The sequence below is a fragment of the Nitrososphaerales archaeon genome (genome assembly GCA_032906765.1).
Taxonomy (GTDB): Archaea; Thermoproteota; Nitrososphaeria; order Nitrososphaerales; family Gagatemarchaeaceae; genus DASPPF01.
This window is the reverse complement of the sequence record JAJTZB010000001.1, coordinates 305,860-328,286: the sequence shown is the minus strand read 5'-3', so window position 1 is coordinate 328,286 and position 22,427 is coordinate 305,860. Positions and strand designations below refer to the sequence as shown.

The following is a 22,427-nucleotide window of genomic DNA, read 5'->3' as shown; positions in this document are numbered from 1 at the left end:
GTGCCTGTTTACAGGATGAACCAATTACCGGCCCCGGTTTTCGAAACGGCAAGAAAGCTGCCTAGCGAGTTGGCCAAGGCTTAAGAGTCGAGACGGCGGGATGTTCTGTTATGCCGAAAGTCGTCAATTCTGTGGATCTGGACAAGATAGCACAGACGGCCAAAGAAGGGAAGAGGGAACCGTCTGCCCTGAGGAAGAAGGTGGCCTTGCAAGGAGAATGGAACCTTGACCAGGAGAAGGGCTACCAGTTCAGGACCGAAATGCAGTACGAAAAGGGGAACCAGGTGATAGAGATAGATTCTCCGTCGTACCTCGGCGGCGATGGAAACAGGCTTGGGCCTATGGCCTACTGCATAGCTGGAATGACCTCATGCTTCGTTAGCACCTTCGCCACGGTGGCCGCGATAGACGGAGTCGAATTGACTAGCTTGAAAGTGAACGCCCAATGCTACATCAACTTCGCCAAGACGTTCGACGTGGCTGACGAGCCGATAACTGAAGGACTAGACATCGTGATCGAAGCCAGCAGCAGAAACGCGGATATGGATAGGCTTGAGGGACTCCTGAAGAAAGCAGAGGAACGATGCCCTGCGATATACAGCATGACCCACGTGATAAGGGTCGACGCACACTTGGCATGACCATCAGAGTCTGCGCCTTTCAGGCCGAATACCGGATGGCTTAACAGAAGCCTCCTCTTCGGTAGGTGGCCGGTGAAACGATGTGCTGCAATGGCTACAGAATCAAATCGCTCGAGTCGCGCTGCTTATTGCCAAGCGAGGATGTCTTCCCCGAAGACGCAGGCAAGGATTCGTGTGGCGTCTGCGCGGTTTCCCCAATGCAGCATTCCACAACGTCCAGCACGGCTTTCTCCCCATCGTAGGTGACGCGGATTGCATTCCCAGTCGCATTGCGTAGATGTAGCCCACCGATTTTCACTTCCGAATCGTTCTCAATCTGAATCTTCCTTGGCACAGCCAAGCTCTCCTCGAGAGCGTATTTCAGAGTTCCGCACTCACATCGGACCGGGCACGAACTCTCCGATCGCGTCGTCAGCGAGGTTTTGCGATGGATCGGGCTTCGAATCTGTTAAGCGACCTGGCCAGATTTCTCTCATTTTGAAAATCCGGACCGTCAGTCGATTCGTCCTGTAAACAGGCACGGTAATCTATGCAGCCTCTCCTGCTTCTCCTAGCTGGGAGGATTGCTTACGCGGTAGGCTTGGCGATGGAAGATGGTCGACACGGCTCTCGGTCTGCTCTTGGAATCTGCGGCCATGGCCGTCGCTGCGTTACTAGTGGGCGAAGCGTTCACGCGGATAATCAGGGCCGCAGGGAAAAGAAACGGTGTTTCCAACGCAACTCTGCGCGCAGTACGAGAGGGGATCACCGCGATTTGGATCACCATAGCGGTGGTGAGCATCGCCCACACAACGGGCATCATGGAAGAGTTCACCACACTTGCAATCTCGGGTATCGCGGGAATCGCCGTAACGCTCGCCCTTCAAACCACTTTGTCCAACGTGGTTTCAGGACTGTTCCTTCTGAATGGCAACATCCTCAGCCTCAACGATACAATCCAGTTCAGCGGAGTGAAGGGACAGATCGTCAAAGTGACTCTCAGGAACACTTGGGTGAAGGCGGATGACGGCGATATCGCCGTAACAGGCAACTGTCTGCTTGCCGGCGGCCCTCTCACCAACTACACCGCGCTGGGGCGACTTTCGAGGAGATTGGAGCTTGGCCATGCTCGATGACCGGAGCACGATTCAGTCCCGCAATTCAGCTAAGAAAATGAGGCGCAATGCCGCCTCCTCCCTGAAGACAACTCAGCAAGAGGCGAAAGATGGGAGCGCCGTGCCCCAATTGAATCGCGAAGCGGGCAAGAAGTACTTCCTGGTCTCTGAAGAAATTCGCGAGGCATCGAGCACATGAACTCGAACAAGCCACTGTTCGCTCTCGTGGCAGGTTCAGTGATTCTTCTCGCTGCGTTGCTGGGCTACTACCAATTCGTTCATCAGCCCATGGTCCCGCCTCCCCACGAGACCGTCGGTCTCCCAAGTGGAGTGAAAGCCATCCAAATAACCATCGTCCCGTACGCCACCGCAAGCGCGAACCATTCATTCATGCCAGACTCTGTGACGCTGACAATTGGAGTGAACAATTCCATTGTCTTCTACAATAATGACTCTGTGGGCAATGGCGTCCCCCATGAGGTCGCCGAACGAGGGGGCGCATTTCACACCGGCGTGCTGGGCTACGGAGAATCGAGTGCTCTAGTTGTCTTCACGAATCAAGGGACTTACAACTATTACTGCGAATACCATCCGACAATGGTCGGGAAGGTAACTGTGACCTAGATTCCTTTCAAAATCTGTGCCAGTCAAGGTTCCCCTCGCCTCCCGACGCGTGACCGACGCCGTTCCACGGTCCTTGCGGCCTACCCGTGGCATCCTGCGTGTTTCTCGGGTGCCTTCGGCGCATTGATGGGAGCGACAGTAGTTCTTCTGAAGTAGGCTTTCTTGAAGTCGGACTTGCACCGGGCCCTGCAGAAATAGAATAACCTCCCGCCAATCTCAGTGCGACATGCGTTCTTAGGGTCGACCTCCATTCCACAGGTCTTGCAGTGCTCCTTTCCGGGGTCGGTCAACCTCGTTACCTGCCGGCGGGCAAACCGGACGCCAGATAGATTACCTTGCTTGTTTACAGAATGAACGGTTGGCTGGCGTTGGCTTTCGAGACTCCAAATCGTCCCAAGCAGGGCTGACGGGCATTCAACCGTTCCAAATTGCTCCTGAAGAGGCACCTGACTTCGCCTCGTACTTCTCCTTGTAGCTGGAAAGGCAGGTCTTGCAGCAGAAGAACCGCTTCCCTTCTCCTACGTTGAGAGTGAAAGGCTTTCCGCTTATCTCGCCGCCGCAATAGTCGCAGACCAGGGCCACAGCCATTTCACCGTAGAGCGCCACTCCCTGCTCGTCCTTCACGGTCCGGGTGATCACCTCGCTGGAAACGACGTCTACCCCGAGTGAAGCCACACGTTCACTGAGGAAGTCCTGGAACGCTTCGTTGCTGCTAGTCGCCACCCTCACCACCATGTTGGCCACGCCAGTTGAGAGGAAGACGCTTCGGACCTCATCGAGGGGTGTCAGCTTCTCCAAGATGGAATTGACCTCTGCGAGCTCCACCTTCAGCATCAGCAGGGCTGCCACCCCGTTTTCCACCTTGTCAATGTCGAGAATAGGGGCGATCTTCTTGATTATTCCGGACTCGGTCATCTTCTTCACCCTGCTTTCCACAGTCGGGGTTGTGACCCCAACCTGAACTGCTATCTGTCTGAATGAGAGTCTGCCGTCCTTCATCAAGGCCTTCAATATTGAAGTGTCAGTCTCGTCTAGCTTGAGGGGCAATCGAAAACCAGGCGAATCTCTTACGTCTTTAACCCTTTGTACCCTGCTACGCTGGCAAAAATGTGAGGATGGGTCAGTGGTGACCCATGCTCGTCTGGCGTCCGCCCACGTACTTCATTGGGTTGCTGTCGAAACTGGACTTGTCCTGTTGACAACAGAAGAAATAAGTTTGCCCCATGTGCACTGACTCGAAAGAGGTGGACTCGCTGACCTGCATCCCGCAGACAGGGTCTTTTGCCATTTCGCCTTCGGTATCCGAATCTGGCTGTAAGAACGCATCGCTTTCCAAATTCCAATCACTGTGAACGGAGACTTGACGTTCGAAAGCCAGCATAGTGAACTACGGCATGACTCGACCCAACCGCAGAAAGTGGTTTGAAGAGAGTTGTCGGTTTAGTTGGCTTTGTTCTAATTGCGCTATCAATTGTTCCATCTAGTTTCGCCTCGGGTGCAGCTGAATCCGGAGTCTTCTCAAGAACGATTGACGCCAATGGCCTGACCCTGAAGATCACGGCCGTGTATGCCAACAGCTGGAGTTGGGATAGAAACAATGCGGTTCACGTGACGATAAGTCGGGTCAACCGCGGTGGCAACATGAATGTGTCGATGCTTGACGAGTCCGCGGTGCTCCACCTCAACGGGAGCGACTTCGTGCTCGCGACCTCGCAAACCGCACCGGCCCTTCCTGGTTACTCTCGCGTTGACTTGGCGAAGCCGCTCGACCTGACCTTTGCCTTCTCAAATGAGAGTTACACATCCAATGCTCAACAGGGAAGGGTCTATCCTGCCCACATAGCCGTCAACGTCGAAATGTCTGTTGTCTCCAACGGGACCGTCACACCTGTCTCGTTCACAGACGGCCCTGTCAACATGCAGATCACGCTCGATACGGAACGGCCAATTGCGCGTGCCCAAAGCGATTCTCTGGTTTACCTTGTGGCGTCTGAAGTCGTAGGATTCGCGGGAATCGTCTTCTTGATGAAAGCTGTGAAAATTGGGGATGACCACAAGGGTGTCCGGTAGGTGGAACGACCATTCAGCCGGGGCAATCTGAACACGACTAGTTTCGAATGCTGCGGTAAATCCAGGTGCAGGAACGGGTCCGAAGAGACTTAAACCCGGAGGGTTTCGAGAAAGTCGCCAGGGCTGAAGCGTCTACACCGACAAGTCTTCGCAGATTTACCAGCCTGCTTTTCCATAACAGACATGCCGGTGTAATTCTCATGTTAGCCCAGAAGAGCCGGTATGGTAAGTATTCCCGTGAGTACGACCAATGCCAGCATGGACCAGTACATCAGCCTCCACTTTGGTCCCATCACGTTGGCTCCCATCACCACTTTGTTGGAGCATATGACGCCCAGCATTACGGCAGGAACTATGGTTACGAAGACGAAGATGACCATGAGGGTCAGCATGAGATTCACGAGATTCGTGAAGATGAGCGGTATGAAGACCGCTGGCAGGGTCTCCAAAAGGTAAACGAGGTAGAAGTTCCTGGCCAGTGAGAACTTCTCACCTATCCTTCTCCTCCATCCAAGCGCTTCTGCGATGCCCCATGTGCTTGCCAATGAGACGACGACCAGTCCGAGGAATGCCGCCGAGCCGAGCCCCAGGCCATAAATCAGGTAGGCATACTCTCCTGCCAGGGGGACAAACGCCTTTGCAAGCGAGGAAGGCGAAAGATAGTCAACCGAACCGATGGAAGCGGACACGATGACTATCGCTACCATGAGAACTTCGCTTGCTATCGCTCCGAGAAGCGTCTCGAGCCTCTCATGGGAGGCATGGCTCCTGTTCAACCCCTTCTGGGCAACTGCCCCTGCCTGGTAGAAGAGCATCCACGGCATTATCACCGCCCCGACGTTGGCGGCTATCAGGTATCCGAATGATGGTTGGGAGAATGGCTGGAATGGCGACAGTCCCACGGCGACTAGTTGGCCGACGTCAGGCTTGACCAGGAATGCATCCAGGATGTATGAGGAGAGAAGGATAGCAGAGACAAGGAGCAGGATCTTCTCTGTCCTCCTGTAGCTCCCGGTGAACACGAGAGAGGCGTGAACTAGAAAAATCGCGGGTAGAGAGACGAGGGGAGGCACCCCAAAGATCTCGAGCGCCACGGCTATGCCCGCATACTCCACAGTGTAGCTCAAGAAGTCGGTGATGAACATCGGTAGAGAGGCAAGCACGGCCATTCTCCGTGAGTAGTTGTCCTTGATGACCTCCGCCAATCCCTTGCCGGTGGTTACCCCCAGTCTTCCTGAGGCCTCCTGAATGAAGAAGAGGGGCACGATCAGGATCAGCAGGACGAACACGAGGTGATAACCAAAGGCTGCCCCGCTCTCTCCAGCCGTTATCACGCTAGGGGCATCGACATCGGCCATCATGACCACCCATGCTGGACCTACTACGGAAAGAAACGACCTAAGAGCGGCAGCACTCCCTGACATCGCACATCGGGTTACTGTAGCCCCAATCACGCTCCGCCGAGCGTGACGATCAGGTCCGTTAGGAACCCGGCACAGAGCCCGACGAAGATTCCAATCATCAGGGTGCGATTCGTTGTCTGCCTCCTTCCGGTGTTGTACATCAGCATCGAAACGTAGACCAGGGCACCACCCGCGATGCTCAGGAACAGTACGTATGTGAAGTCGGATACTCCGATCAGGCTCCCTGTGACAGTGCCGAGGAAGGTGGGCCCGCCACCGACAAGACCTGCCGTCGCTAGGAAGCGGGTGCTCGGCCTCTTCACGAGGCTGGTCAGAGGGCTCGCTATCCCGAAGCCTTCAGTCGCATTGTGGGCCCCGAATCCGATTATGAGAATCAGGGCGAGTCCAATCGAGCCCGAGGCATATGATTGACCGATGGCGAGACCCTCGCTGAAGTTGTGGGCGCCGATTCCTATGGCTATCATCATCGCGAGTCTGTAGGCGCTCACGTCCTCCAGAAGCCAAGTTTGCAATTGGGCTTGGGAGCCTCCTCTGGAACTGCTCTCGGCCGTCTGTGGCTGCTGAGCCACGACGGCGGTCGTCTTCGTCATGTACCTAGCCTCGTAGAATACCAGTCCGAGAAGCCCGATCGCGATACCGCCGAAAACGGCGATGAGGTCAAGGACTGCGTTGCCGGGCGCTGCCTTCCCTACATAGGCATCTGCGGCGGCACCGGACGCGGTATCCCACGCGTGGCTGAAGACGTCGATAATCAGGAACACAAGGATTCCGATTGCGATGGCATTGAGGAAGCCTTTCTTGCGAGAGCTTACATTCTGAAGCACTGCGAGAGGCAGGCCGAGGAAGATCGTGAAGCCGGCGATGGCTCCCAAGATTAGAAGCTGCGGATAGTCTATCAGTCTGACACGCCTCTTGGGAGAAGGGCATAACATATGTAATATTTATCGGTAACGATGTTATGTGATATGGATAACACTGTTATTAACACCAAAAAAGTCAGCACATGGACACGGAGACACGCATGTCCACAATTCATGATGTAAAGAGCGAAGAGCGACTCATACCCGTAATCAGGGCAAAGGTCGCAGAAAGGCTTGCCAGCGAAGGCTTCAAAGTCAAAGACATCGCGAGGGCGCTGAAAGTCACTCAGCCCGCCGTCACCCAATACCTGAAGCATAGGAGGGGGGCCGCCGTTCAGGGAATCACATCAATCGACGCTCTGCTGGACCCACTCGAGGAAAAACTTGTCAAGAGGATTCGTTCCGGTCTCGGAGGAGTAGAGACATCCGAGCTGCTCGATACCGCTAGGGCGTTGATGGTCATGAGCGGCGGGTTGAAAGTTGTCCGGAGTCGACCCGAGAAATCAGGAAGAGGCGTCGTTCCAGAACTTCTCAGAAGAAGGCTGGAGCTGGAGCTGACCGCCGCGGAAAAGTATCTTGAGCTGGCGAACCAGACCTCGGATGATCACACGAAGCTGTTGCTCCGGATGATAGCGTCGGACAGCATAAGGCATGGTGATGTCGTTTCACAAATCCTGTCCTGGCTTGAAGCGGGAAGTGAATCTGGAGGCGCACTACCCGATGAGAAGTTGCTCAGGGCAATGCTTTCCATAGAGGACTCGGCGGGTGAGGCGAGCCTCAGGGACAACATTCAGGTGGACCACCCGGTCGTTCGACTTCTTCTCGAATGGATTGATTTTGACGAATACAAACATGAGAAGATAGTGAGCAAGTTGCTGAACTTGAACAAGAGGCGTGGACGGCCGGGTAGAGACTGAACAGGCCGCGTGGATAGGTGCAGATTGTTGCCGCCCATCATCCTGTCGTCTCTATCATCTTCCGGATCTTTTCTGGAGAGACTCTTCTCGGGTCGAAGTCAACATGCACATTGTCCGTGACGTAGTTGATGCTTACCCTTCGCACTCCATCGACCTTGCGGAGAGACTTCTTTATTGCCGCAGCCCGCCCTTGACGGTCAAGATTGTCTATGTTGAATACTCCAGTTGCCCAGTTTCCAGTTTCAGTTGTGGCCATACGCCGAAAAGAGCTTCCCCCAAGGTACTTAGGGAGGGCGTATGTTTTGTGATGAAATGTGATGTTGCTCGTTGTGCTGTCCTGGGGTTCCATCTAGCTCAATGATTCGTTGGCAAGGAGTCGTTCTCGGGAATGGAAAGCTTTGGTATCCAAATCGACAGAGCGGATAGGATTCAATGCCCCATGTGCGAAAGAGAGTGACAAGGGGAGGTCAATGAAATGGCCGCATGGGTGGACTAGAGAATGACCCAGCGCCTTTTGAGCGTAACTCCGTCTCGCCAACTCGTCGATTCATTGTGAACAGGTTGTTCCGGCCTGTGTGTAACGCAGGTTTTAATCTGACCAGAAGAAACCCGGCTACAGAGGCTCTTGTCAGAATCAGGTAAGACCATCGGAGAGGTCGAGGGTGTCCTCAGGCTCATTGCCGAACTCAAATCCTGCGACGGAATAGGCGCAACTGCTTTGGCGAAGCTTGAAAGCGCGGTGACAAGGGTGACCACCAGGTTCGCAGTCAGGGTCCTAGATACCGTTGACTTCCATCATCTGGATGAAGACCTTTCAGAGGGCAGGTTGGACCCGCGTTTTGTGCCGATAGTCAAGAAGTCAGTTGAGATGGCCGACCCTGTGTTTTTCCCTGCAGCCCTGAAGGAACTGGCGACAAAATTGAAGACAAGCCTGCTGAAACTCGAAGCTGCCCTCGTCAATAGGGACCTCGGGTCAAGCAGTTCGGCAAGCCATGAAGCCCACGAATTGTACCATCAACTCCAACACGAGGTCGAAGAATGGCTTCGATCAGGTCTGGATTGACGTGGCTGAGTTCCTGGGCCTTCGGACGCCTACATGACTGGCACATGTGCGGCCGAAAATGCACAATGGGAAACCTTCTGGCGACGTCCACTGTAGGGGGATGCACGTTGGAGAGTCCTGCACAGGTGGAGGCATCCGGATCAGAACTAGTCCCGAAGACTGACCCCGTCACGCGTCCCTCCTGCGTTGATACGCACCGGACCCCCCACTTCGATCGTTCTTTCGAAGATTTGATTGCTTCCTTCGCCACCAACGCGGGTATCACCGCAGTCGCAGCGTTTGGCGAACCATCACAGGCCCGCCGGGTAGACAACCAACAACTCAGTGAGAAGAGCTATCGAACCAATTGGCAAAGTGGCTGATGCTACTTTTGCCTTGGCCTGTCAGCATTGGATTCATTCCTCACACCGATGTTCACGAAGCCTTCGTGGTCCTCGTGATGCTCTATCTGAATGGTGGTATGGGTGATGTTGGACTTCTCGGCGACATTTTTCAAGGCTTCGAGGACTTCATGGTCGCGGTGGTGCTCGTCGACATCGACATGGCAACTCATCATGTTCATGCCTGAGGTGAGGCTCCACACATGCAATTCATGGACCGATTTCACTCCGTCAACCTTCATCATCTCAGAAGTCAGCTCTGTCAGTCGGACATCCTTAGGCGTCTGCTCCATGATGATTCTCAGCGAGCCCCTCACAATTTTGTACGCACCACGGAGAATCAAGATGCCAATCAGGGATGCCACCAAGACATCCACTACAGAGAGCCCGTACAAGACCATCACGACTCCTCCCACTATGACGCCAATCGTGGCGAACGTGTCGCCCAGCACATGCAGAAAAGCCGCTTTGATGTTGATGCTGACATCGCTACCCTTCCTCAGAAGCAGTACCATCACAAAATTTCCCGCGAGACCCACCGCTGCCACGGGGAGGAGTATCTGGCCATTCACCCCTGGGGGGTGCAGGAATCGTCCGTATCCCTCATAGAAAACATACCCAGCAATCAGGAATAACATTGCCCCGTTGATGAGTGCCGCGAGAGCCTCTGCTCTGTGATATCCGTAGCTTGACTCCACCGTGTGAGGTCTCCTGGCGAGTCTCATTGCGAAGAGTGCGAGCGCAAGCGAAAGCGCATCGGTCGCCAAATGCCCCGCATCCGCCAGGAGGGCGAGGCTGTTGCTCAGAATCCCCCCGAAGACCCACAGGAGGATTATGCTTCCAGAGATCAATAGGGAAACTAGAAGCCTCCCTTGTGAACTCACACGACCGTTTCCCCCCTCCCCAAGTGGACCCTGACGGTCGGAGTTCTGGGAAATCCTGGGCACGAACCAACTCCCCTATGAAGGTCTCGGGCGAAACCTCAATAGAGGCAAAGCGTTTGCTATGATCAGCAGCGTCAGACCGTCATCGCCAATGACCGCGAACCAGAGGGGTATCAGACCCGCTGCGCCCAAGACTATCATTAGCGCTTTGACGGCGAGTGCCAGTGCGATGTTGAACTTTATCCTAGTGGATGCCTTTCTACCTAGCTTGAGGAGGTATGGGACGGCCTTAAGGTCGGAGCCCATCAGCGCAACGTCTGCCGCCTCGATGGCTATGTCGTTCCCTGCAGTGCCTACCGCTATCCCCACATTTGATGCCGCTAAGGCGGGGGCGTCATTTACGCCGTCGCCTACCATTAACGTGTTTCCGTAATTCTTCTTGAGCTGGCCGGCCAACCTGACCTTGTCCTCGGGAAGCAGCTCCGCGTAGTACTCATCGATACCGAGCGCGGTTGAAGCTTCTTGGGCTGTTATTGCGTTGTCCCCGGTCATCATAATAGTTTTCTTGCCCATGGAGTGAAGCTGCGTCACCACATCCTTCGCCTCTGGACGAATCTCATCCTCCACGTAGATTGCGCCGATCATCCTCCCATCGAGCGCTACAGCCATCGTAGTGCCGCTCGAGGGCATTAATTTGGGAGTGACTTCGCTGATCTCCACCCCGGATTCCATGAGGAATGAGGTTTTGCCGATTAATAGTGTTCCTCTGCCACTGAGGATGGCCTTGATTCCCTTTCCCGCAACATCGACCATCTGTACTCCATTCGAGCCTTCGGTCACTCCATAACTTGCCTTCTCTAGAATCGCGTGGGCGATAGGGTGGCTCGATCTCGACTCAGCCATAGCCGCGAGTCTGAGAACCTCCTCTTCGCTGAAACCGTTCAGAGGAACCACTCTTGAGACTCTCAGCTTTCCCTGCGTTAGGGTCCCGGTCTTGTCGAATATTATCGTCTTGACGCTTGACAGCTCTTCAAGGTACCTTCCCCCTTTGATCAGGATGCCGCTCCACATGGCCCTCGTCAACCCCATCAGTACGGTGACGGGAGTAGAGATTACGAGGGCGCTTGGGCAGGCTATCACGAGCACTATCAGGGCCCTATAGAGCCATGTCTGGAAGGGCTGATGCAAGACCAGTGGTGGTATCAAGGCTATACCCGCCGACAAAAGAATCATTGAAGGAATGTAGTATCGCGAGAACCTGTCGATGAAGCGCTCGATCTTGGCCTTTCTTTCGTGGGCTTCGGTAACCATCTCGACAATTCTATTGACCGTAGATTCCTTGTAGGGCTTCTCAACAAGAACTTCAAGTGAGCCGTCGACGCTAAGGCTACCCGAGAGGACCCTATCTCCCAGAGACTTTTCGACGGGTATGGATTCTCCGGTTATGATGGACTGGTCTAAGTTAGATCTTCCAGCCACTATCCTTCCATCGACAGGGATTCTCCAACCTGCCTTTACAACGATTATGTCTCCAATGCTGAGGTCTTCAATCGGAATTTCCTCTGTCCTCCCGTTCCTCTTGATGAGGGCCCTCTTGGGCAGGAGACCCGCCACTCGTTTGGCAATGTTCCTGACCCTGTCCACAGTGTAGTCCTCGACCCGCTCAGCGATGTTGTAGAGTAAGAGGACGGCAGCGCCCTCCCCCCATGCTCCGATTCCCGCTGCACCGATGCCCACTGTGCCCATGAGTAGGTCTTCGTTGAATGGATTTTCCCTGACCCTTTTCAGAGCGTCGTAGAGGACAGGTCCTGCGACTAGGGCCAGGGACACGCCGAATGACCCCTGCCTGAACTCCGCCGGCACATCCGTGAGGAAGGTAATGAGACCCGTGGCCAGCAGGATGCCAGAGATTACAGCCAGCCGTATTCTGAACCTGCTCTGCTCATGCTCCTCCTCTTCCTCCATTTCCGTCCCTTTTCCTATTGATCGTATCTGACGCAGGTAGCTATCTCGTCATATACCTGTTTGAGCGTCTCGTCAGCACGCTCAAGCATATCTTGAACTTTATCGACTCTGATGCTGTAGTAGACGTTCCTTCCATTCCTCCTGTTTTTGACGAGACCACAGTCCATGAGGCAAGAGAGGTGATTGGAGATGTTCGACTCGCTCTGGTTCAGTCGTTTGGCGATTTCAGTCGCTTGGACCTCGCCGTCTCGGAGGCATTCGAGTATCGCGAGCCTGGTGGGGTCAGCGAAACCCCTGAAGAGCTTAGCCTTCAGCCTGAGACGTTCGACAGCGACCTGCATGACAGTTCATTATATGATGAAGTATCGAATTAATAAATGTTCCTAGGGCATCTTGGGTTCTGTTCCATCTATGGGGTGGGCGAGAGTGTTCCGGGGCCTTCACTTTACACCAAACCGTGGTATTTTTGACAGTCATTGACGACTAGTATTGATACATTGGAACCCAGAACCAAAGACGAATCCGGGTACCGAACCCGGGTGAGTGCGGGCCCGACGGGAGTCGAGCTGCTCTTGGTGCTGAATTTGATTCCGTCTTCTGGGTTCGTGCCGGGTCCAATTCGAACTTCTGGGGCCGTCGCCAAGGATATGAATTCAATGGGATTCGAAGGTTGGGCCGGAAGGAACCCATGTTGTGCACATCCCGATACTTCCGGCCCAAACCCTTGGCCTCAGTGACAAGGGTTTGAGTCGGCCCAGATTCGAACCCGTGGCCTCCACCGGATTTGGTCGATTGGGCAACCCTGATCAATAACGGCTAGTTAGTATTTATTCGGCACAGTCGTGGATCCAGACAGGAGATTCCAGCTCGAAGATGCCGCGAGGACGGACAGGACCCACGCTACCACCTTGGTCCGGGCATGCGGACGCGTCATGCCATAATAGAAAATACGCAGAATCTCGACACAGAGGATTGAAATCGCGTAGGATACCACGGTAATGATGGGGAGTAAGATCAACCCGTCGTAGATTCCACGCGCGCCCACCAATAGAATGGGCTGAGCTGGGGGGATTACGAATGCGGAAACCCAATCGCCCAAGTCGCCCGCGAGCATCGCAAACTCGACGACTGAGAAGACCAGCAGGATTCTTGGTGCGTCCTTGCGGCCGAGACCTGACGTTCCCCCGAACCCTAACCACAGGAATATCGGGAACAGAATCGTCAGCGCGTCGGGAAGACTGATCGGGAAGGGACCTCCCCACTGTTGGTCGATGCTCAGGGCCGCAGAAACACCGAAGGCGCCGAAAAGAAACAGCTTGTCCAAGGTCGACTGACGCCGCAAGTGACCATCGGACAACGCCAACAGGAGTCCAGCCTCCACAGTGGGTACCAGACCGCCCAGATAGGATATCGCGAAAACTGTGCAACTTCCTGCACAATGCCGCCCCAGGACAAGCGGGGGGAGCGGAGAAACTCTTCGAAAGAGGAGGGACATAACCCCAGAGCTGAACGAAGGCTGTGGCAGTTGCAAAGAAGATTACGACCTCCCTCGCCCGTTGCCTGAACCTTCCATTCACTCAAGTGGACAAGCTGCAGATGAAAGACTCGGCCGTCGGTGAATCTGGGCGGGGAGGGTTCCTTTACGGTAGGCATTCTCGGATTTCAGCGCTGAAAGCCTTCGCATCGTTAAGGTCTTGAATTGGTCGAGTCTCTGGCAGCAATGCCATCGGCAAGATTTATATGACTCGAATGTCATATGACGCATGTGACACTTGAAACATTGACTCCCAAGCCGCACGCGCTGTTCTTTCAAGCTCTGGCCAATCCCAGCAGAATGCGGATTCTGAATTTGCTGAGAGAAAGAGGCGGGATGAACGTCACTCAGATCTGCAGCAAGCTCGGTCTGGAACAGACGCACGTTTCGCACAACCTCAGATGTCTCGAGTTCTGCGGATTGGTTACCGCGAGTCGAGAAGGCAAGTCAAGAATATACTCAATCAACGAGCAAACAATGCTTCCCCTGCTGGAAATCGTTGACGAGCATCTGAAGAAGTACGCAAGCAACCTCCTCACCTGCGATGCGCTGGAGAGGTAGTCTTCATGAACAATTACGAGCTCGTAATCCTGGGGCAGGGCTCAGCCGCGTTTGCAGCCGCGATAAAGGCAGATGAGCTCGGCGTCCAAACGGCGATGGTAGGCGGAAGTGCGACCCGGGGGGCTACGATCGGAGGTACTTGCGTCAACGTCGGCTGCATACCGAGCAAGAACTTGATTACAGTCGGAAACGCCTTCCACGAACAGGCTCGGTCCTCCTTTCGCGCCATCGAGTATGGCAGAACCAAGCTGGACTTCGAGAGAGCAATCGCGGAAAAGGATGCGCTCGTTAGAAAGTTCAGGAAGGAGAAGTACGCCGACGTCCTCAGGGGACTACATAACGTCGAATACGTGGCCGAGCGGGGGTGTTTTGTCTCTGGAAACGAGGTGAAGGCAGGTGACAAGACGCTCAGAGCGAAGAAGTTCCTGATAGCCACAGGTGCGAAGGCCAAGGTAGTCCCAGTGAAGGGCACTGAGGGAGTAGACTACCTGACTAACGAAGAGGCATTGAGCCTCAAGGAGCTCCCAGAGTCGATGGTCGTGGTGGGTGGCAGGGCTCTGGGGCTCGAATTCGCGCAGATGTACTCCCATTTCGGGACGAAGGTGACGATCCTCCAGCGGAGCGAGCGAATATTGCCCGAGCACGAGCCCGAGATCTCGTGCGCGCTTAGGGGATACCTGCAAGATGAGGGCATCGACATACAGACTAGAGTCAGCCTCAAAGAGGTGGCCCAGAGAGGAGAAACGCGAATCGTCCGCTGTACGGTCAACGGTCATGAGAAGGAATTCCGCGCCGACCAGCTGCTGTTCGCGTCCGGCAGGGCTCCGAATACCGACTATCTCGATGCGCAGAAAGCCGGCGTGGAGCTCGATGCAGAGGGCTTCGTCAAGGTGAACGAAGAGATGCAGACTTCTGCGGCTCATGTGTGGGCCGCGGGCGACGTCATCGGCGAACCGATGCTCGAGACAGTCGCGGCGAAGGAGGGTGCGGTCGCAGTGAACAATGCCTTCGGGAACGGCAAGAAAAGAATAGACTTTGACGAGGGCCCTCGTGCGGTGTTCACGACCCCCGAGGCGGCCAGCGTGGGGCTGACAGACGCCGAAGCCAACGGAAAGGGAATCAGGTGCGCCTGCGGCGTACTCCCCTTGGATTTGGTTCCGAAGGCGCACATTATCGGGGACACTAGGGGGCTGATAAAACTCGTAGCTGACAGCAAGACAAAGCGCGTGGTGGGATTGCACATCCTGGCCCCACACGCTGCCGACCTTATCCACGAAGGCGTACTGGCGGTAAAGTTCAAGCTGACAATAGTCGACATCATTGACACCGTTCATGTCTTTCCAACCCTCTCCGAAGCGATTAAACTGGCCGCCCAGTCCTTCTACAAGGATGTGGGGAAACTGAGTTGCTGCACGGAGTAGGAAGGACTGATTGGAAGACCTGAACTCGGGGGTTTAAAGGGCAGTTCGAACGCTCTCAGGTCAAAGCGATGTTTGATGCGACATAGGATTAAGATATTCTCGGGCGGTTGCACTTTATGCCAGGCCGCAGTGGACACAGTCGAACTCGGAAAGTGCAAAGACTGCAAGGCGAAGGTAATCGATGTAGGCGACAGGAGGAATTCCCGTTTGGTGAAGAAGTTTGGCATCACGGCTGTGCCATCGATAGTCATCGACGAAAGAATCAAGGTCGTCGGGTTGCCGAATTTTCCCTGGTTCTGCGGAGATGGATTCTACAAGATGCTTGAGGAAAAATATCCGCTAAAAACATCCTAGATTCGCAACACGGTGCATCCGGTTCGGCGGGCTTCGTGGGATTTCGGCTCAACGTGTAAGGCTCCTTTCCCAGCTACCAGCCAGGGTCAGAGCGCAAAGGAGTCGCTGTCGAGTGGCGCAAGAGGTTCAAGCCAGTCAGCCTGAAGCTTCCCAATCCAGCTTCGCTAGGGTCGCCCCGCGCTTGAGCTCATGATTCGTCACCGCTTGGCGGTGCGAAGTTCATGCAGCAAGTGAATCGTAACCCAGGCCAAGGGTCCGAGTCTACGCTTTCCCACCCTTGTCAGCGTCAAGGGTTTGGATCCAAGATACCGGCGTGTGCATGACATTCAACTTGTTAGTGCGAGCATCGCCGTCGTCATGACGGCGGCGCCCGCGTGCTGGGGACCTAACGCGTAAGCACTTAGCGTTATTAGTACGTCAGCTCAGCGGGGCGACGTGAGCTCTCGCGCTGGTGCAGGAGAAGCTCTGCTCGGCATCGGAAACGCCGTGGTAGATGTCTCAACTCTGGGCGGCCGTGCGTAGTGGACCCAGGAGATATCGCTTGGGTCCTCGCGGCCACGGGCCTCGTCATGCTCATGACTCCAGCTCTTGGGTTCTTCTACGGCGGCTTGGTGCGAAGAAAGAACCTAGTGTCCACGATCGTCCAATGCATGACTATCTTCGCGATAGTCAGTCTTGTCTGGGCGCTCTGGGGGTACAGCGAGGCCTTCGCCCCCTCTCTCAACGGCGTGATCGGTGACCTCTCCAAGGCGGGGCTGAACAACGTGGGTGCAGCGGCAAATGCCGCCTACTCCACGGCAATCCCAGAGCTCCTGTACTTCGCGTTCCAGCTCAAGTTCGCGGCCATTACACCGGCCCTCATCATCGGGGCCTTCGCTGAGCGAATCCGCTTCAAGGCCCTCCTTCTATTCATCGTCCTCTGGGTCACTCTGATCTACTCGCCCATCGCGCACTGGGTCTGGGGCTCCGGAGGGTGGCTGAGGAACCTCGGAGTAATCGACTTCGCGGGTGGTCTCGTTGTTCACCTTTCTGCAGCATGCTCGGCAGTCGCTGCTGCGCTCGTCGTGGGGAGGCGGAAGGGCGTCGATCAGGCGCACGAGGTGCGACCAAACAACGTCCCATTCGTCATCCTGGGGGCTGCCATCCTCTGGTTCGGATGGTTTGGATTCAACGCTGGAAGTGCCTTGGCGGCGAACGAGATTGCCGTCCAGGCGCTTGTCAACACGAATCTGGCCGCAGCCGCCGGCGCAGTCAGTTGGATGCTCGTCGACTGGTCGCGCAAGGGCAAGCCCTCGGCGGTCGGCATAGCGGTCGGCGCTGTGTGCGGCCTGGTGGCGATTACACCGGCCGCGGGTTATGTGGCAGCTCTCCCAGCCATCATCATCGGCCTTGTCGTTGGAGTCGTGTCGAACGGTGTAGCCAGCTGGCGCGCGAGGACGACGCTGGATGATTCATTGGACGTCTTCGCGGCGCACGGCGCAGGCAGCATTTGGGGAGTCCTAGCAACAGGCATTTTCGCTTCGGCTGCCATCAACGCTTCGGGACCCAACGGCGCTATCTTCGGAAACCCATACCAGCTTGCGCTGGAGGCCTTCGCCATCGTCGTCGTGGCTGCCTTCTCCTTCGTCGGGTCATACCTGCTCCTGAGGGTGATCAATTTCATCACTCCAGTCAGGGTGACGGCCGAAGAAGAGGAGGAAGGCCTGGACGAGAGCCAGCACGGCGAAGAGGCCTACGCGCAGTGAAAGATGCGAGCTCTACGTGCTAACCTGAAGCTACTTGCTTCCGCCGGACTCGGCCTTCATGGCCTTCTCTTGTAGGATGTCTATCTGTCTCTGCCTGATCTCCTTGTACTCGTTGCACCAGTCGCGTCCCGAGACGATCAGTTCGAACGCCTTCAGTTTTGGCTGGACGCACTTCCCCCGCTCCAGCAGGTCTGCGTTTATCGGGTCGTTAGGGACAAACCACGTGCAGGACAGGCAGTTTTCGTCCTGCCATATCACTCTCTTCAGGTCCGAGTCGGACTCCTTGCCTTCGGAACTCATGCCTGGCTTTTCGTCACGTGTTCATTTAAGGTTTCGACGGCGAGAGCCCGACGCTTCTTCCTCGAAAGGCATTGGCCCACTCTTTCCCGCGCGTCTGTGGCAGTCAGCATGCTTTCCCGAAGGTGAGAATCGCATAATGGATTATAGGACGAGCGGAATGGAGAGGGACGGTTGACTGTCGAAAAGGCGGGACAAAGCAGATGAGACGCGTTATTTCCTTCCTCCTGCTACTCGTGGGAGCAGTCGTCGTTTCTGCGTCACTCGTGGCTTGGTACATAGTCGGATACGAGGGCGGGAACGCATCGATGGCTGGCATGATGGGCCAAATGATGGGAAGCAACTATGGCAGCAGCGTGAAGTCTCCGATGCCATCGTACGTTTGGCTGGGCCTTTCCTCCCTCCTGGTCCTGATGATCGCTGGAGTTGGAGGGCTGGCCTACTACCTCGTCTTCCCTGAGATTAGGAGCGCTGCCGTTTCGACTGGTCCCGCCGAGGCGCGCGGGACAGCCCAAGCTGCCACGGAGAGTTGGGCAGCGCTGCTCAGGACCAGCAAGCCCGAGGAGAAGAGGGTGCTGGAAGTCTTGGCGTCGCACGGAGGAAGGTACCTGCAGAAGTTCGTAGTGAAGGAGGCGGGTTTGAGCAGGCTCCAGACGCACAGGATCGTGTCCCGTTTCGCCGAGCGTGGAATAGTCATCGTGTCTAAGAGCGGGAATACCAACGAGCTGTCCTTGGCCTCGTGGCTTAGGCCAGATGCCGTTCCTGCCGGGACAACCTGAATCGCTCAGCTAACCCCGCCTTTCACCAAGAATTGCAGAGAATCATCATCGTCTTGGGCGGTCTGAAACCGTTTCATGATTTCGTTTCAGCGAACTACCATAACCCCCGCGCGCGTATGCCCCAACCGGCGAACAGAAAAATGAAGACAACAGAAATCGTCGCACTCGGAGTGGCCGTGGCCTTGGTCATAGGCCTCTTCACAGCAGTCGCCTACGCATCCATGGCGAACCAATACAGGCAGAACTTCCAGACCTCCACTTCCTTGCCTACCTCCGCTGGAACCTATTCGGGCTACCAGGGATACTTCGGCGGCATGATGGGCCGCGGCTTCGGATATTCCGGGGGGATGATGGGCGGATACGGCGGCGGGGTCGGCCCGTACGGAAGCATGATGGGCGGAGGAATGATGGGAGGGTATCCCTACGGCAGCTGGAGTGGCAATCCAACTTACGCCCGGCACAGCGGGCTGGGTGGTGCGGTCGTAACCATCGCCAACTACGGGTTCTACCCCCGGACCCTCACTGTGTCCAACGGCACGACTGTCACTTGGGTCAACATGGACTTCGTCCAACACACAGTGACGTCGGGCTCGGAGCAGGCACCTACAGGGCTCTTCGATTCTCACGAGCTGAACCACATGCAGGCCTTCAGCTACACCTTCAGCACTCCTGGGACATACACCTACTACTGCGACGTACATCCCGACATGACAGGGACCATAGTGGTCTCGGCTTAGAATCGCACCAGGCGGGTGCGGTTCCTTCTCTTTTTCGAATGGCGGGGATTTCATCCCGCAAGCCTGTCGGAGGCAGATAGATGACAGGGAGACTCAGCCGAACCCAGAACCGGCTCCTTGGCCCCGGACTCCCGAGCCGAACCTTTCCCATTCAGCCTGCCGACGCCTTCGACCACGCGAACGGGTGGGTCAAGAGGCTCGTTGCCCAGCACAAGCCAAGGGCGAAGGGCACGCAGAGGGTCTCCGTCCCTCCCATGTGAGGAGCTTCCGCGGGTTCGCAGCTACCGCGGAAACACAGCAGCCGCACTCAGTCCGCCGCTTGGCTGCTTTCGTTGCCGTGGTCATCGTCGGGAGGTCTCAGGAATCTCAGGAACCAGCTCTTCCCCAGCCTGGCCACCTCCTCGAGCGCTCCCGCCTCCTCGAAGAGATGAGTCGCGCCCGGTACGATCGCTAGCTCGGCTTCTGCCTTCAGCCGCTTGAACGCGAGTTTGTTTAGCTCAATCACCTCTGTGTCCAGTCCTCCTACAATCAGGAGAGTGGGGGCTTCGACCATGCCCAGGTAGTCCCAGGCTAGGTCAGGCCTGCCTCCCCTTGAGACTATGGCGCTGACTTCCTTACGCCCGATCGCAGCCCGAAGGGCTGCGGCTGCGCCAGTGCTCGCTCCGAAGTAGGCCAGCCTGACGCCGTCCATCTCCGTCTTTGCCATCAGCCAGTCTGTGGCGCTGGAGAGCCTGTCTGTGAGAAGGTCGATGTCGAAGCGGTTGCCGTACGCTAGGTCTTCCTCTTGCGTGAGGAGGTCGAAGAGGAGAGTTCCGAGGCCAGCCTCTTGTAGGACCTCTGCAACGTATCTGTTCCTTGGGCTCAGTCTGCTGCTCCCGCTTCCGTGGGCGAATATCACAACGGACCTCGCCCCGTCAGGAATGGTCAAGTCTCCCGCCAGGGAGACGGGATGCGCATCAATCTTCACCTGCGTGCGTGAAGCGCGCCTCTCTGGGGAACCGGCGCCTGGCACCTTCGCCGCGCTAGTGCTGATGCTACCTCTCCTCTTCGACTTCGGATTCGAGGGCCTCCGCCTCGGTCGGGCGGAGTGTGCCAGACAGCTCGCACTCGTAGCTTACAACACCGTTATTGTTGTACCTCTCAATCTGCAATCTGCGGCGTCCACCTCTCGTCAGGTCGACCTCGCGAACGCTTCGACTACGTCCCTCGCTGTGACAATCCCGACAATGGCGCGGTCTCGCGTTAGTGGCAGCCTCCTGATGTGCTTGGACATCATGATCCTTGATGCCTCCACTCCATCAACCGAGATGCCCGCCGTTATCAGCGGAACACTGGCCAGCTCGCCCACGGCGAACTCGAGGCTGAGCTTTCTGGCGAGCACCTTGGCGATGAGGTCCCTCTCTGTGAATATCCCGTACGGTCTGGCCTCCTCCTCGGCCGCCAGTACGCTCCCTATGCGCCTCTTGTCCATTTCCTTGACCACGGTCGCGAGCGGCGTCTCCGGAAGCTCAGTGAAAACGGGCGAGGCTATGACCGAAGACAGTCCGATTGTGATGCGCATCCGCTGGATGTGTCTCACTATGTCTGTGGCGGTCACCATGCCTACCAGATCGCCGCCTTCGAAGACCATCAGCCCACTTTTCTTTTCAATCATGGTCTTGGCTGCATCCATTAGCGTGGCTGTCGGGCTGATTGCGACGAAGAGAGGAGACAGAACTTCCATCAGCAACGCGCCGTCGGGGTCCCTTCCCTTTGCTAGGACCTTAGAGAGAAGGTCCCTCTCCGTAAACACGCCCCTCGGACCGGAGCTATCGACCACAACCACGCTGCCAATCGCGTTGCTGGCCATGGTCTCGATGGCCTTTCTCACGCTGGAGTGAGAGTAGGCGGTCAGGACGTGCCCACTCATGACCTCGTTCACTGTAACCTTTTCGGGCTCGTCGGCGTTACTGCTCTCTGGCCTGTCGTCCATTCCTTTCGTTCCGGTTCGACTGTTGTTCCTCAACATTCCAGCTCGTCCCGTTCAAGCCTGAAAGGTCGTCATCGGCTATTTGAAACGCGAAGACGATTCTTAGAATTGATAATTGACGCAGTCCAGTCGAGCCCTTGCATCCCTTGCACCTTGGCGCTGACCGTGTCGCGACGTCGCGGACGATTTCCGAGTAAGAGAATCGTCTACCCTGTTTTCAAGCCACAATTCGGGGCGCCCGAAATGACTTGGCAACGAGTTTGAGGCTCGGCTCGCTTGCGGCAATCTCGGCTGTCGGGGTCGCCTACTCTGGCTACCTGAGCTACATCGCATTGGCAACAGGTCAGCCCGCCTGCGAAACCTACTACTTCGGGTACCCCTCCTGCTTCTACGGCTTCATACTCTACGCGCTGATCTTCATCGTCGGTCTGGCTGCCCTGCTTGTGTACAAGAACAGAAGGGCAATAGCAGTCGTTGGGCTGTCAGTGATGGGCGTCGGCTTCTCTGCATTCCTGACCGGTTACATACTCACGTTGACGAGCTGTGTCAAGCTCTACATCTTCGGGGTCCCCCCCTGCGTGATGGGGCTGGGGATGTTCGCGCTCGTCCTCATACTGGCGCTGTCCCTCCTAAGAAGCTAGGTCAGACGTCCCCTAACCGTCTGACAACGAACTCCTTTCGTGGTTCCAGCATGAACCATGTGACAACTAGCAGCGAGGTCGAGTCTCAAGTGAGCAAACCTTAATGTCGAAGTGAAATTGACGGGCGAGGATGATGAATAGACTCGCACTCGTGGGCATAGTTCTCTCGGCCATAGGGCTGGCAACTCTTGCGTTCTCCGACCCTGTAGTCCGATTCCTCGTCTTTGGAGGTACTGGTTTCGGTGCGCCGGCGGGGACGTCTGCTGGCACCTTCTTCAACAGCACGAGAGTCGCGGCGACGTCTGCAGGCAGGGGGACATTCGGTACAAGCGCGACCACCTTCATCACGACTCTGGCTGCATTCGGCGCTGCCGTTGTGGGCCTCGTCTTGACTGCCACTGCAGTACTGGTAGGAGGTGGGAGGCGGGAGTCAACCTCCGAGCAGGACCATCCTGCAGTCAGTTGAA

General features: G+C 56.0%; 26 protein-coding genes. 15 read left to right on the top strand and 11 right to left on the bottom strand.

From position 1 onward, the window contains the following. The first annotated feature begins 110 nt into the window (after positions 1–110). The 3 genes from LYZ69_01745 to LYZ69_01735 all read left to right on the top strand — a co-directional run bounded on the left by LYZ69_01745 (position 111) and on the right by LYZ69_01735 (position 2,359). Positions 111–641 (top strand): OsmC family protein, encoded by a 531-nt coding sequence (locus LYZ69_01745; protein ID MDV3277174.1) that lies wholly within the window; start codon positions 111–113, stop codon positions 639–641. A gap of 593 nt (positions 642–1,234) precedes the next feature. Beyond that, positions 1,235–1,756 (top strand): mechanosensitive ion channel family protein, encoded by a 522-nt coding sequence (locus tag LYZ69_01740; protein ID MDV3277173.1) that lies wholly within the window; start codon positions 1,235–1,237, stop codon positions 1,754–1,756. Between the two features lie 174 nt (positions 1,757–1,930). Beyond that, complete coding sequence (locus tag LYZ69_01735; protein MDV3277172.1) at positions 1,931–2,359, top strand: cupredoxin domain-containing protein; 429 nt, start codon at positions 1,931–1,933, stop codon at positions 2,357–2,359. A 414-nt stretch (positions 2,360–2,773) separates the two neighbouring features. Here LYZ69_01735 and LYZ69_01730 read toward each other — a convergent pair whose 3' ends face one another. Beyond that, positions 2,774–3,406 carry a winged helix-turn-helix transcriptional regulator gene (locus LYZ69_01730; GenBank protein ID MDV3277171.1) on the bottom strand — a complete coding sequence of 211 codons (633 nt, stop codon included), beginning with the start codon at positions 3,404–3,406 and terminating at the stop codon, positions 2,774–2,776. A 606-nt stretch (positions 3,407–4,012) separates the two neighbouring features. Here LYZ69_01730 and LYZ69_01725 point away from each other — a divergent pair. Then, the gene (locus tag LYZ69_01725; protein MDV3277170.1) at positions 4,013–4,429 is read left to right on the top strand and encodes a hypothetical protein; all 417 of its coding nucleotides are present in this window, start codon (positions 4,013–4,015) and stop codon (positions 4,427–4,429) included. Between the two features lie 203 nt (positions 4,430–4,632). Here LYZ69_01725 and LYZ69_01720 read toward each other — a convergent pair whose 3' ends face one another. Both LYZ69_01720 and LYZ69_01715 read right to left on the bottom strand, forming a co-directional pair. Continuing rightward, entirely contained in the window at positions 4,633–5,787 is a 1,155-nt protein-coding gene (locus LYZ69_01720; protein MDV3277169.1) for a divalent metal cation transporter, read from the bottom strand. A gap of 92 nt (positions 5,788–5,879) precedes the next feature. Next, entirely contained in the window at positions 5,880–6,785 is a 906-nt protein-coding gene (locus LYZ69_01715) for a ZIP family metal transporter (GenBank protein MDV3277168.1), read from the bottom strand. A gap of 89 nt (positions 6,786–6,874) precedes the next feature. On the opposite strand from LYZ69_01715, the gene LYZ69_01710 reads away from it, so the two are divergent. Then, complete coding sequence (locus LYZ69_01710; GenBank protein MDV3277167.1) at positions 6,875–7,630, top strand: hypothetical protein; 756 nt, start codon at positions 6,875–6,877, stop codon at positions 7,628–7,630. 37 nt (positions 7,631–7,667) lie between these two features. On the opposite strand, the gene LYZ69_01705 is transcribed toward LYZ69_01710, so the two are convergent. After that, positions 7,668–7,886 carry a heavy-metal-associated domain-containing protein gene (locus LYZ69_01705; protein ID MDV3277166.1) on the bottom strand — a complete coding sequence of 73 codons (219 nt, stop codon included), beginning with the start codon at positions 7,884–7,886 and terminating at the stop codon, positions 7,668–7,670. Positions 7,887–8,255: 369 nt separating this feature from the next. Here LYZ69_01705 and LYZ69_01700 point away from each other — a divergent pair, with 369 nt between their 5' ends. Continuing rightward, on the top strand, positions 8,256–8,693 hold the full coding sequence (locus tag LYZ69_01700) for a hypothetical protein (protein MDV3277165.1): 438 nt from the start codon (positions 8,256–8,258) through the stop codon (positions 8,691–8,693). 364 nt (positions 8,694–9,057) lie between these two features. Here LYZ69_01700 and LYZ69_01695 read toward each other — a convergent pair whose 3' ends face one another. The 4 genes from LYZ69_01695 to LYZ69_01680 form a co-directional block, all read right to left on the bottom strand. After that, on the bottom strand, positions 9,058–9,924 hold the full coding sequence (locus LYZ69_01695) for a cation diffusion facilitator family transporter (protein ID MDV3277164.1): 867 nt from the start codon (positions 9,922–9,924) through the stop codon (positions 9,058–9,060). Between the two features lie 108 nt (positions 9,925–10,032). Then, complete coding sequence (locus LYZ69_01690) at positions 10,033–11,922, bottom strand: cation-translocating P-type ATPase (GenBank protein ID MDV3277163.1); 1,890 nt, start codon at positions 11,920–11,922, stop codon at positions 10,033–10,035. A gap of 14 nt (positions 11,923–11,936) precedes the next feature. Further along, positions 11,937–12,263, bottom strand: coding sequence for a metalloregulator ArsR/SmtB family transcription factor (locus LYZ69_01685; GenBank protein ID MDV3277162.1), 327 nt, complete (start codon positions 12,261–12,263; stop codon positions 11,937–11,939). Positions 12,264–12,742: 479 nt separating this feature from the next. Beyond that, entirely contained in the window at positions 12,743–13,246 is a 504-nt protein-coding gene (locus LYZ69_01680; protein MDV3277161.1) for a hypothetical protein, read from the bottom strand. A gap of 441 nt (positions 13,247–13,687) precedes the next feature. On the opposite strand from LYZ69_01680, the gene LYZ69_01675 reads away from it, so the two are divergent. From LYZ69_01675 to LYZ69_01660, 4 genes are all read left to right on the top strand, one after another. After that, the gene (locus tag LYZ69_01675; protein MDV3277160.1) at positions 13,688–14,017 is read left to right on the top strand and encodes a metalloregulator ArsR/SmtB family transcription factor; all 330 of its coding nucleotides are present in this window, start codon (positions 13,688–13,690) and stop codon (positions 14,015–14,017) included. A 5-nt stretch (positions 14,018–14,022) separates the two neighbouring features. Then, entirely contained in the window at positions 14,023–15,438 is a 1,416-nt protein-coding gene (merA, locus tag LYZ69_01670; protein MDV3277159.1) for a mercury(II) reductase, read from the top strand. 75 nt (positions 15,439–15,513) lie between these two features. Beyond that, positions 15,514–15,792, top strand: coding sequence for a thioredoxin family protein (locus LYZ69_01665; GenBank protein ID MDV3277158.1), 279 nt, complete (start codon positions 15,514–15,516; stop codon positions 15,790–15,792). 521 nt (positions 15,793–16,313) lie between these two features. Beyond that, the gene (locus tag LYZ69_01660; GenBank protein MDV3277157.1) at positions 16,314–17,537 is read left to right on the top strand and encodes an ammonium transporter; all 1,224 of its coding nucleotides are present in this window, start codon (positions 16,314–16,316) and stop codon (positions 17,535–17,537) included. Positions 17,538–17,567: 30 nt separating this feature from the next. Here LYZ69_01660 and LYZ69_01655 read toward each other — a convergent pair whose 3' ends face one another. After that, the gene (locus tag LYZ69_01655; protein MDV3277156.1) at positions 17,568–17,837 is read right to left on the bottom strand and encodes a hypothetical protein; all 270 of its coding nucleotides are present in this window, start codon (positions 17,835–17,837) and stop codon (positions 17,568–17,570) included. Positions 17,838–18,037: 200 nt separating this feature from the next. Here LYZ69_01655 and LYZ69_01650 point away from each other — a divergent pair, with 200 nt between their 5' ends. From LYZ69_01650 to LYZ69_01640, 3 genes are all read left to right on the top strand, one after another. After that, entirely contained in the window at positions 18,038–18,613 is a 576-nt protein-coding gene (locus tag LYZ69_01650; GenBank protein MDV3277155.1) for a hypothetical protein, read from the top strand. A gap of 140 nt (positions 18,614–18,753) precedes the next feature. After that, positions 18,754–19,350, top strand: a complete 597-nt coding sequence (locus tag LYZ69_01645; GenBank protein ID MDV3277154.1) for a cupredoxin domain-containing protein — start codon at positions 18,754–18,756, stop codon at positions 19,348–19,350. 80 nt (positions 19,351–19,430) lie between these two features. Further along, the gene (locus LYZ69_01640) at positions 19,431–19,610 is read left to right on the top strand and encodes a hypothetical protein (GenBank protein MDV3277153.1); all 180 of its coding nucleotides are present in this window, start codon (positions 19,431–19,433) and stop codon (positions 19,608–19,610) included. Between the two features lie 47 nt (positions 19,611–19,657). Here LYZ69_01640 and LYZ69_01635 read toward each other — a convergent pair whose 3' ends face one another. Both LYZ69_01635 and LYZ69_01630 read right to left on the bottom strand, forming a co-directional pair. Next, positions 19,658–20,278, bottom strand: a complete 621-nt coding sequence (locus LYZ69_01635) for a dienelactone hydrolase family protein (protein MDV3277152.1) — start codon at positions 20,276–20,278, stop codon at positions 19,658–19,660. A 243-nt stretch (positions 20,279–20,521) separates the two neighbouring features. Further along, positions 20,522–21,322, bottom strand: a complete 801-nt coding sequence (locus LYZ69_01630; GenBank protein MDV3277151.1) for a CBS domain-containing protein — start codon at positions 21,320–21,322, stop codon at positions 20,522–20,524. A 245-nt stretch (positions 21,323–21,567) separates the two neighbouring features. Here LYZ69_01630 and LYZ69_01625 point away from each other — a divergent pair, with 245 nt between their 5' ends. Further along, positions 21,568–21,960, top strand: coding sequence for a hypothetical protein (locus LYZ69_01625; protein ID MDV3277150.1), 393 nt, complete (start codon positions 21,568–21,570; stop codon positions 21,958–21,960). Between the two features lie 133 nt (positions 21,961–22,093). Beyond that, positions 22,094–22,426: a hypothetical protein gene (locus tag LYZ69_01620; GenBank protein MDV3277149.1), complete on the top strand. Its 333-nt coding sequence runs from the start codon at positions 22,094–22,096 to the stop codon at positions 22,424–22,426. Position 22,427 lies beyond the last annotated feature (1 nt).

Coding starts and splice junctions, on each gene's coding strand:
- LYZ69_01710 (MDV3277167.1), top strand. CDS start 6,875: ATGTCCACAATTCATGATGTAAAGAGCGAAGAGCGACTCATACCCGTA.
- LYZ69_01705 (MDV3277166.1), bottom strand. CDS start 7,886: ATGGCCACAACTGAAACTGGAAACTGGGCAACTGGAGTATTCAACATA.
- LYZ69_01650 (MDV3277155.1), top strand. CDS start 18,038: ATGAGACGCGTTATTTCCTTCCTCCTGCTACTCGTGGGAGCAGTCGTC.
- LYZ69_01630 (MDV3277151.1), bottom strand. CDS start 21,322: ATGGACGACAGGCCAGAGAGCAGTAACGCCGACGAGCCCGAAAAGGTT.
- LYZ69_01715 (MDV3277168.1), bottom strand. CDS start 6,785: ATGTTATGCCCTTCTCCCAAGAGGCGTGTCAGACTGATAGACTATCCG.
- LYZ69_01725 (MDV3277170.1), top strand. CDS start 4,013: ATGCTTGACGAGTCCGCGGTGCTCCACCTCAACGGGAGCGACTTCGTG.
- LYZ69_01740 (MDV3277173.1), top strand. CDS start 1,235: ATGGTCGACACGGCTCTCGGTCTGCTCTTGGAATCTGCGGCCATGGCC.
- LYZ69_01645 (MDV3277154.1), top strand. CDS start 18,754: ATGAAGACAACAGAAATCGTCGCACTCGGAGTGGCCGTGGCCTTGGTC.
- LYZ69_01655 (MDV3277156.1), bottom strand. CDS start 17,837: ATGAGTTCCGAAGGCAAGGAGTCCGACTCGGACCTGAAGAGAGTGATA.
- merA (MDV3277159.1), top strand. CDS start 14,023: ATGAACAATTACGAGCTCGTAATCCTGGGGCAGGGCTCAGCCGCGTTT.
- LYZ69_01690 (MDV3277163.1), bottom strand. CDS start 11,922: ATGGAGGAAGAGGAGGAGCATGAGCAGAGCAGGTTCAGAATACGGCTG.
- LYZ69_01720 (MDV3277169.1), bottom strand. CDS start 5,787: ATGGCCGATGTCGATGCCCCTAGCGTGATAACGGCTGGAGAGAGCGGG.
- LYZ69_01640 (MDV3277153.1), top strand. CDS start 19,431: ATGACAGGGAGACTCAGCCGAACCCAGAACCGGCTCCTTGGCCCCGGA.
- LYZ69_01735 (MDV3277172.1), top strand. CDS start 1,931: ATGAACTCGAACAAGCCACTGTTCGCTCTCGTGGCAGGTTCAGTGATT.
- LYZ69_01745 (MDV3277174.1), top strand. CDS start 111: ATGCCGAAAGTCGTCAATTCTGTGGATCTGGACAAGATAGCACAGACG.
- LYZ69_01620 (MDV3277149.1), top strand. CDS start 22,094: ATGAATAGACTCGCACTCGTGGGCATAGTTCTCTCGGCCATAGGGCTG.
- LYZ69_01665 (MDV3277158.1), top strand. CDS start 15,514: ATGCGACATAGGATTAAGATATTCTCGGGCGGTTGCACTTTATGCCAG.
- LYZ69_01685 (MDV3277162.1), bottom strand. CDS start 12,263: ATGCAGGTCGCTGTCGAACGTCTCAGGCTGAAGGCTAAGCTCTTCAGG.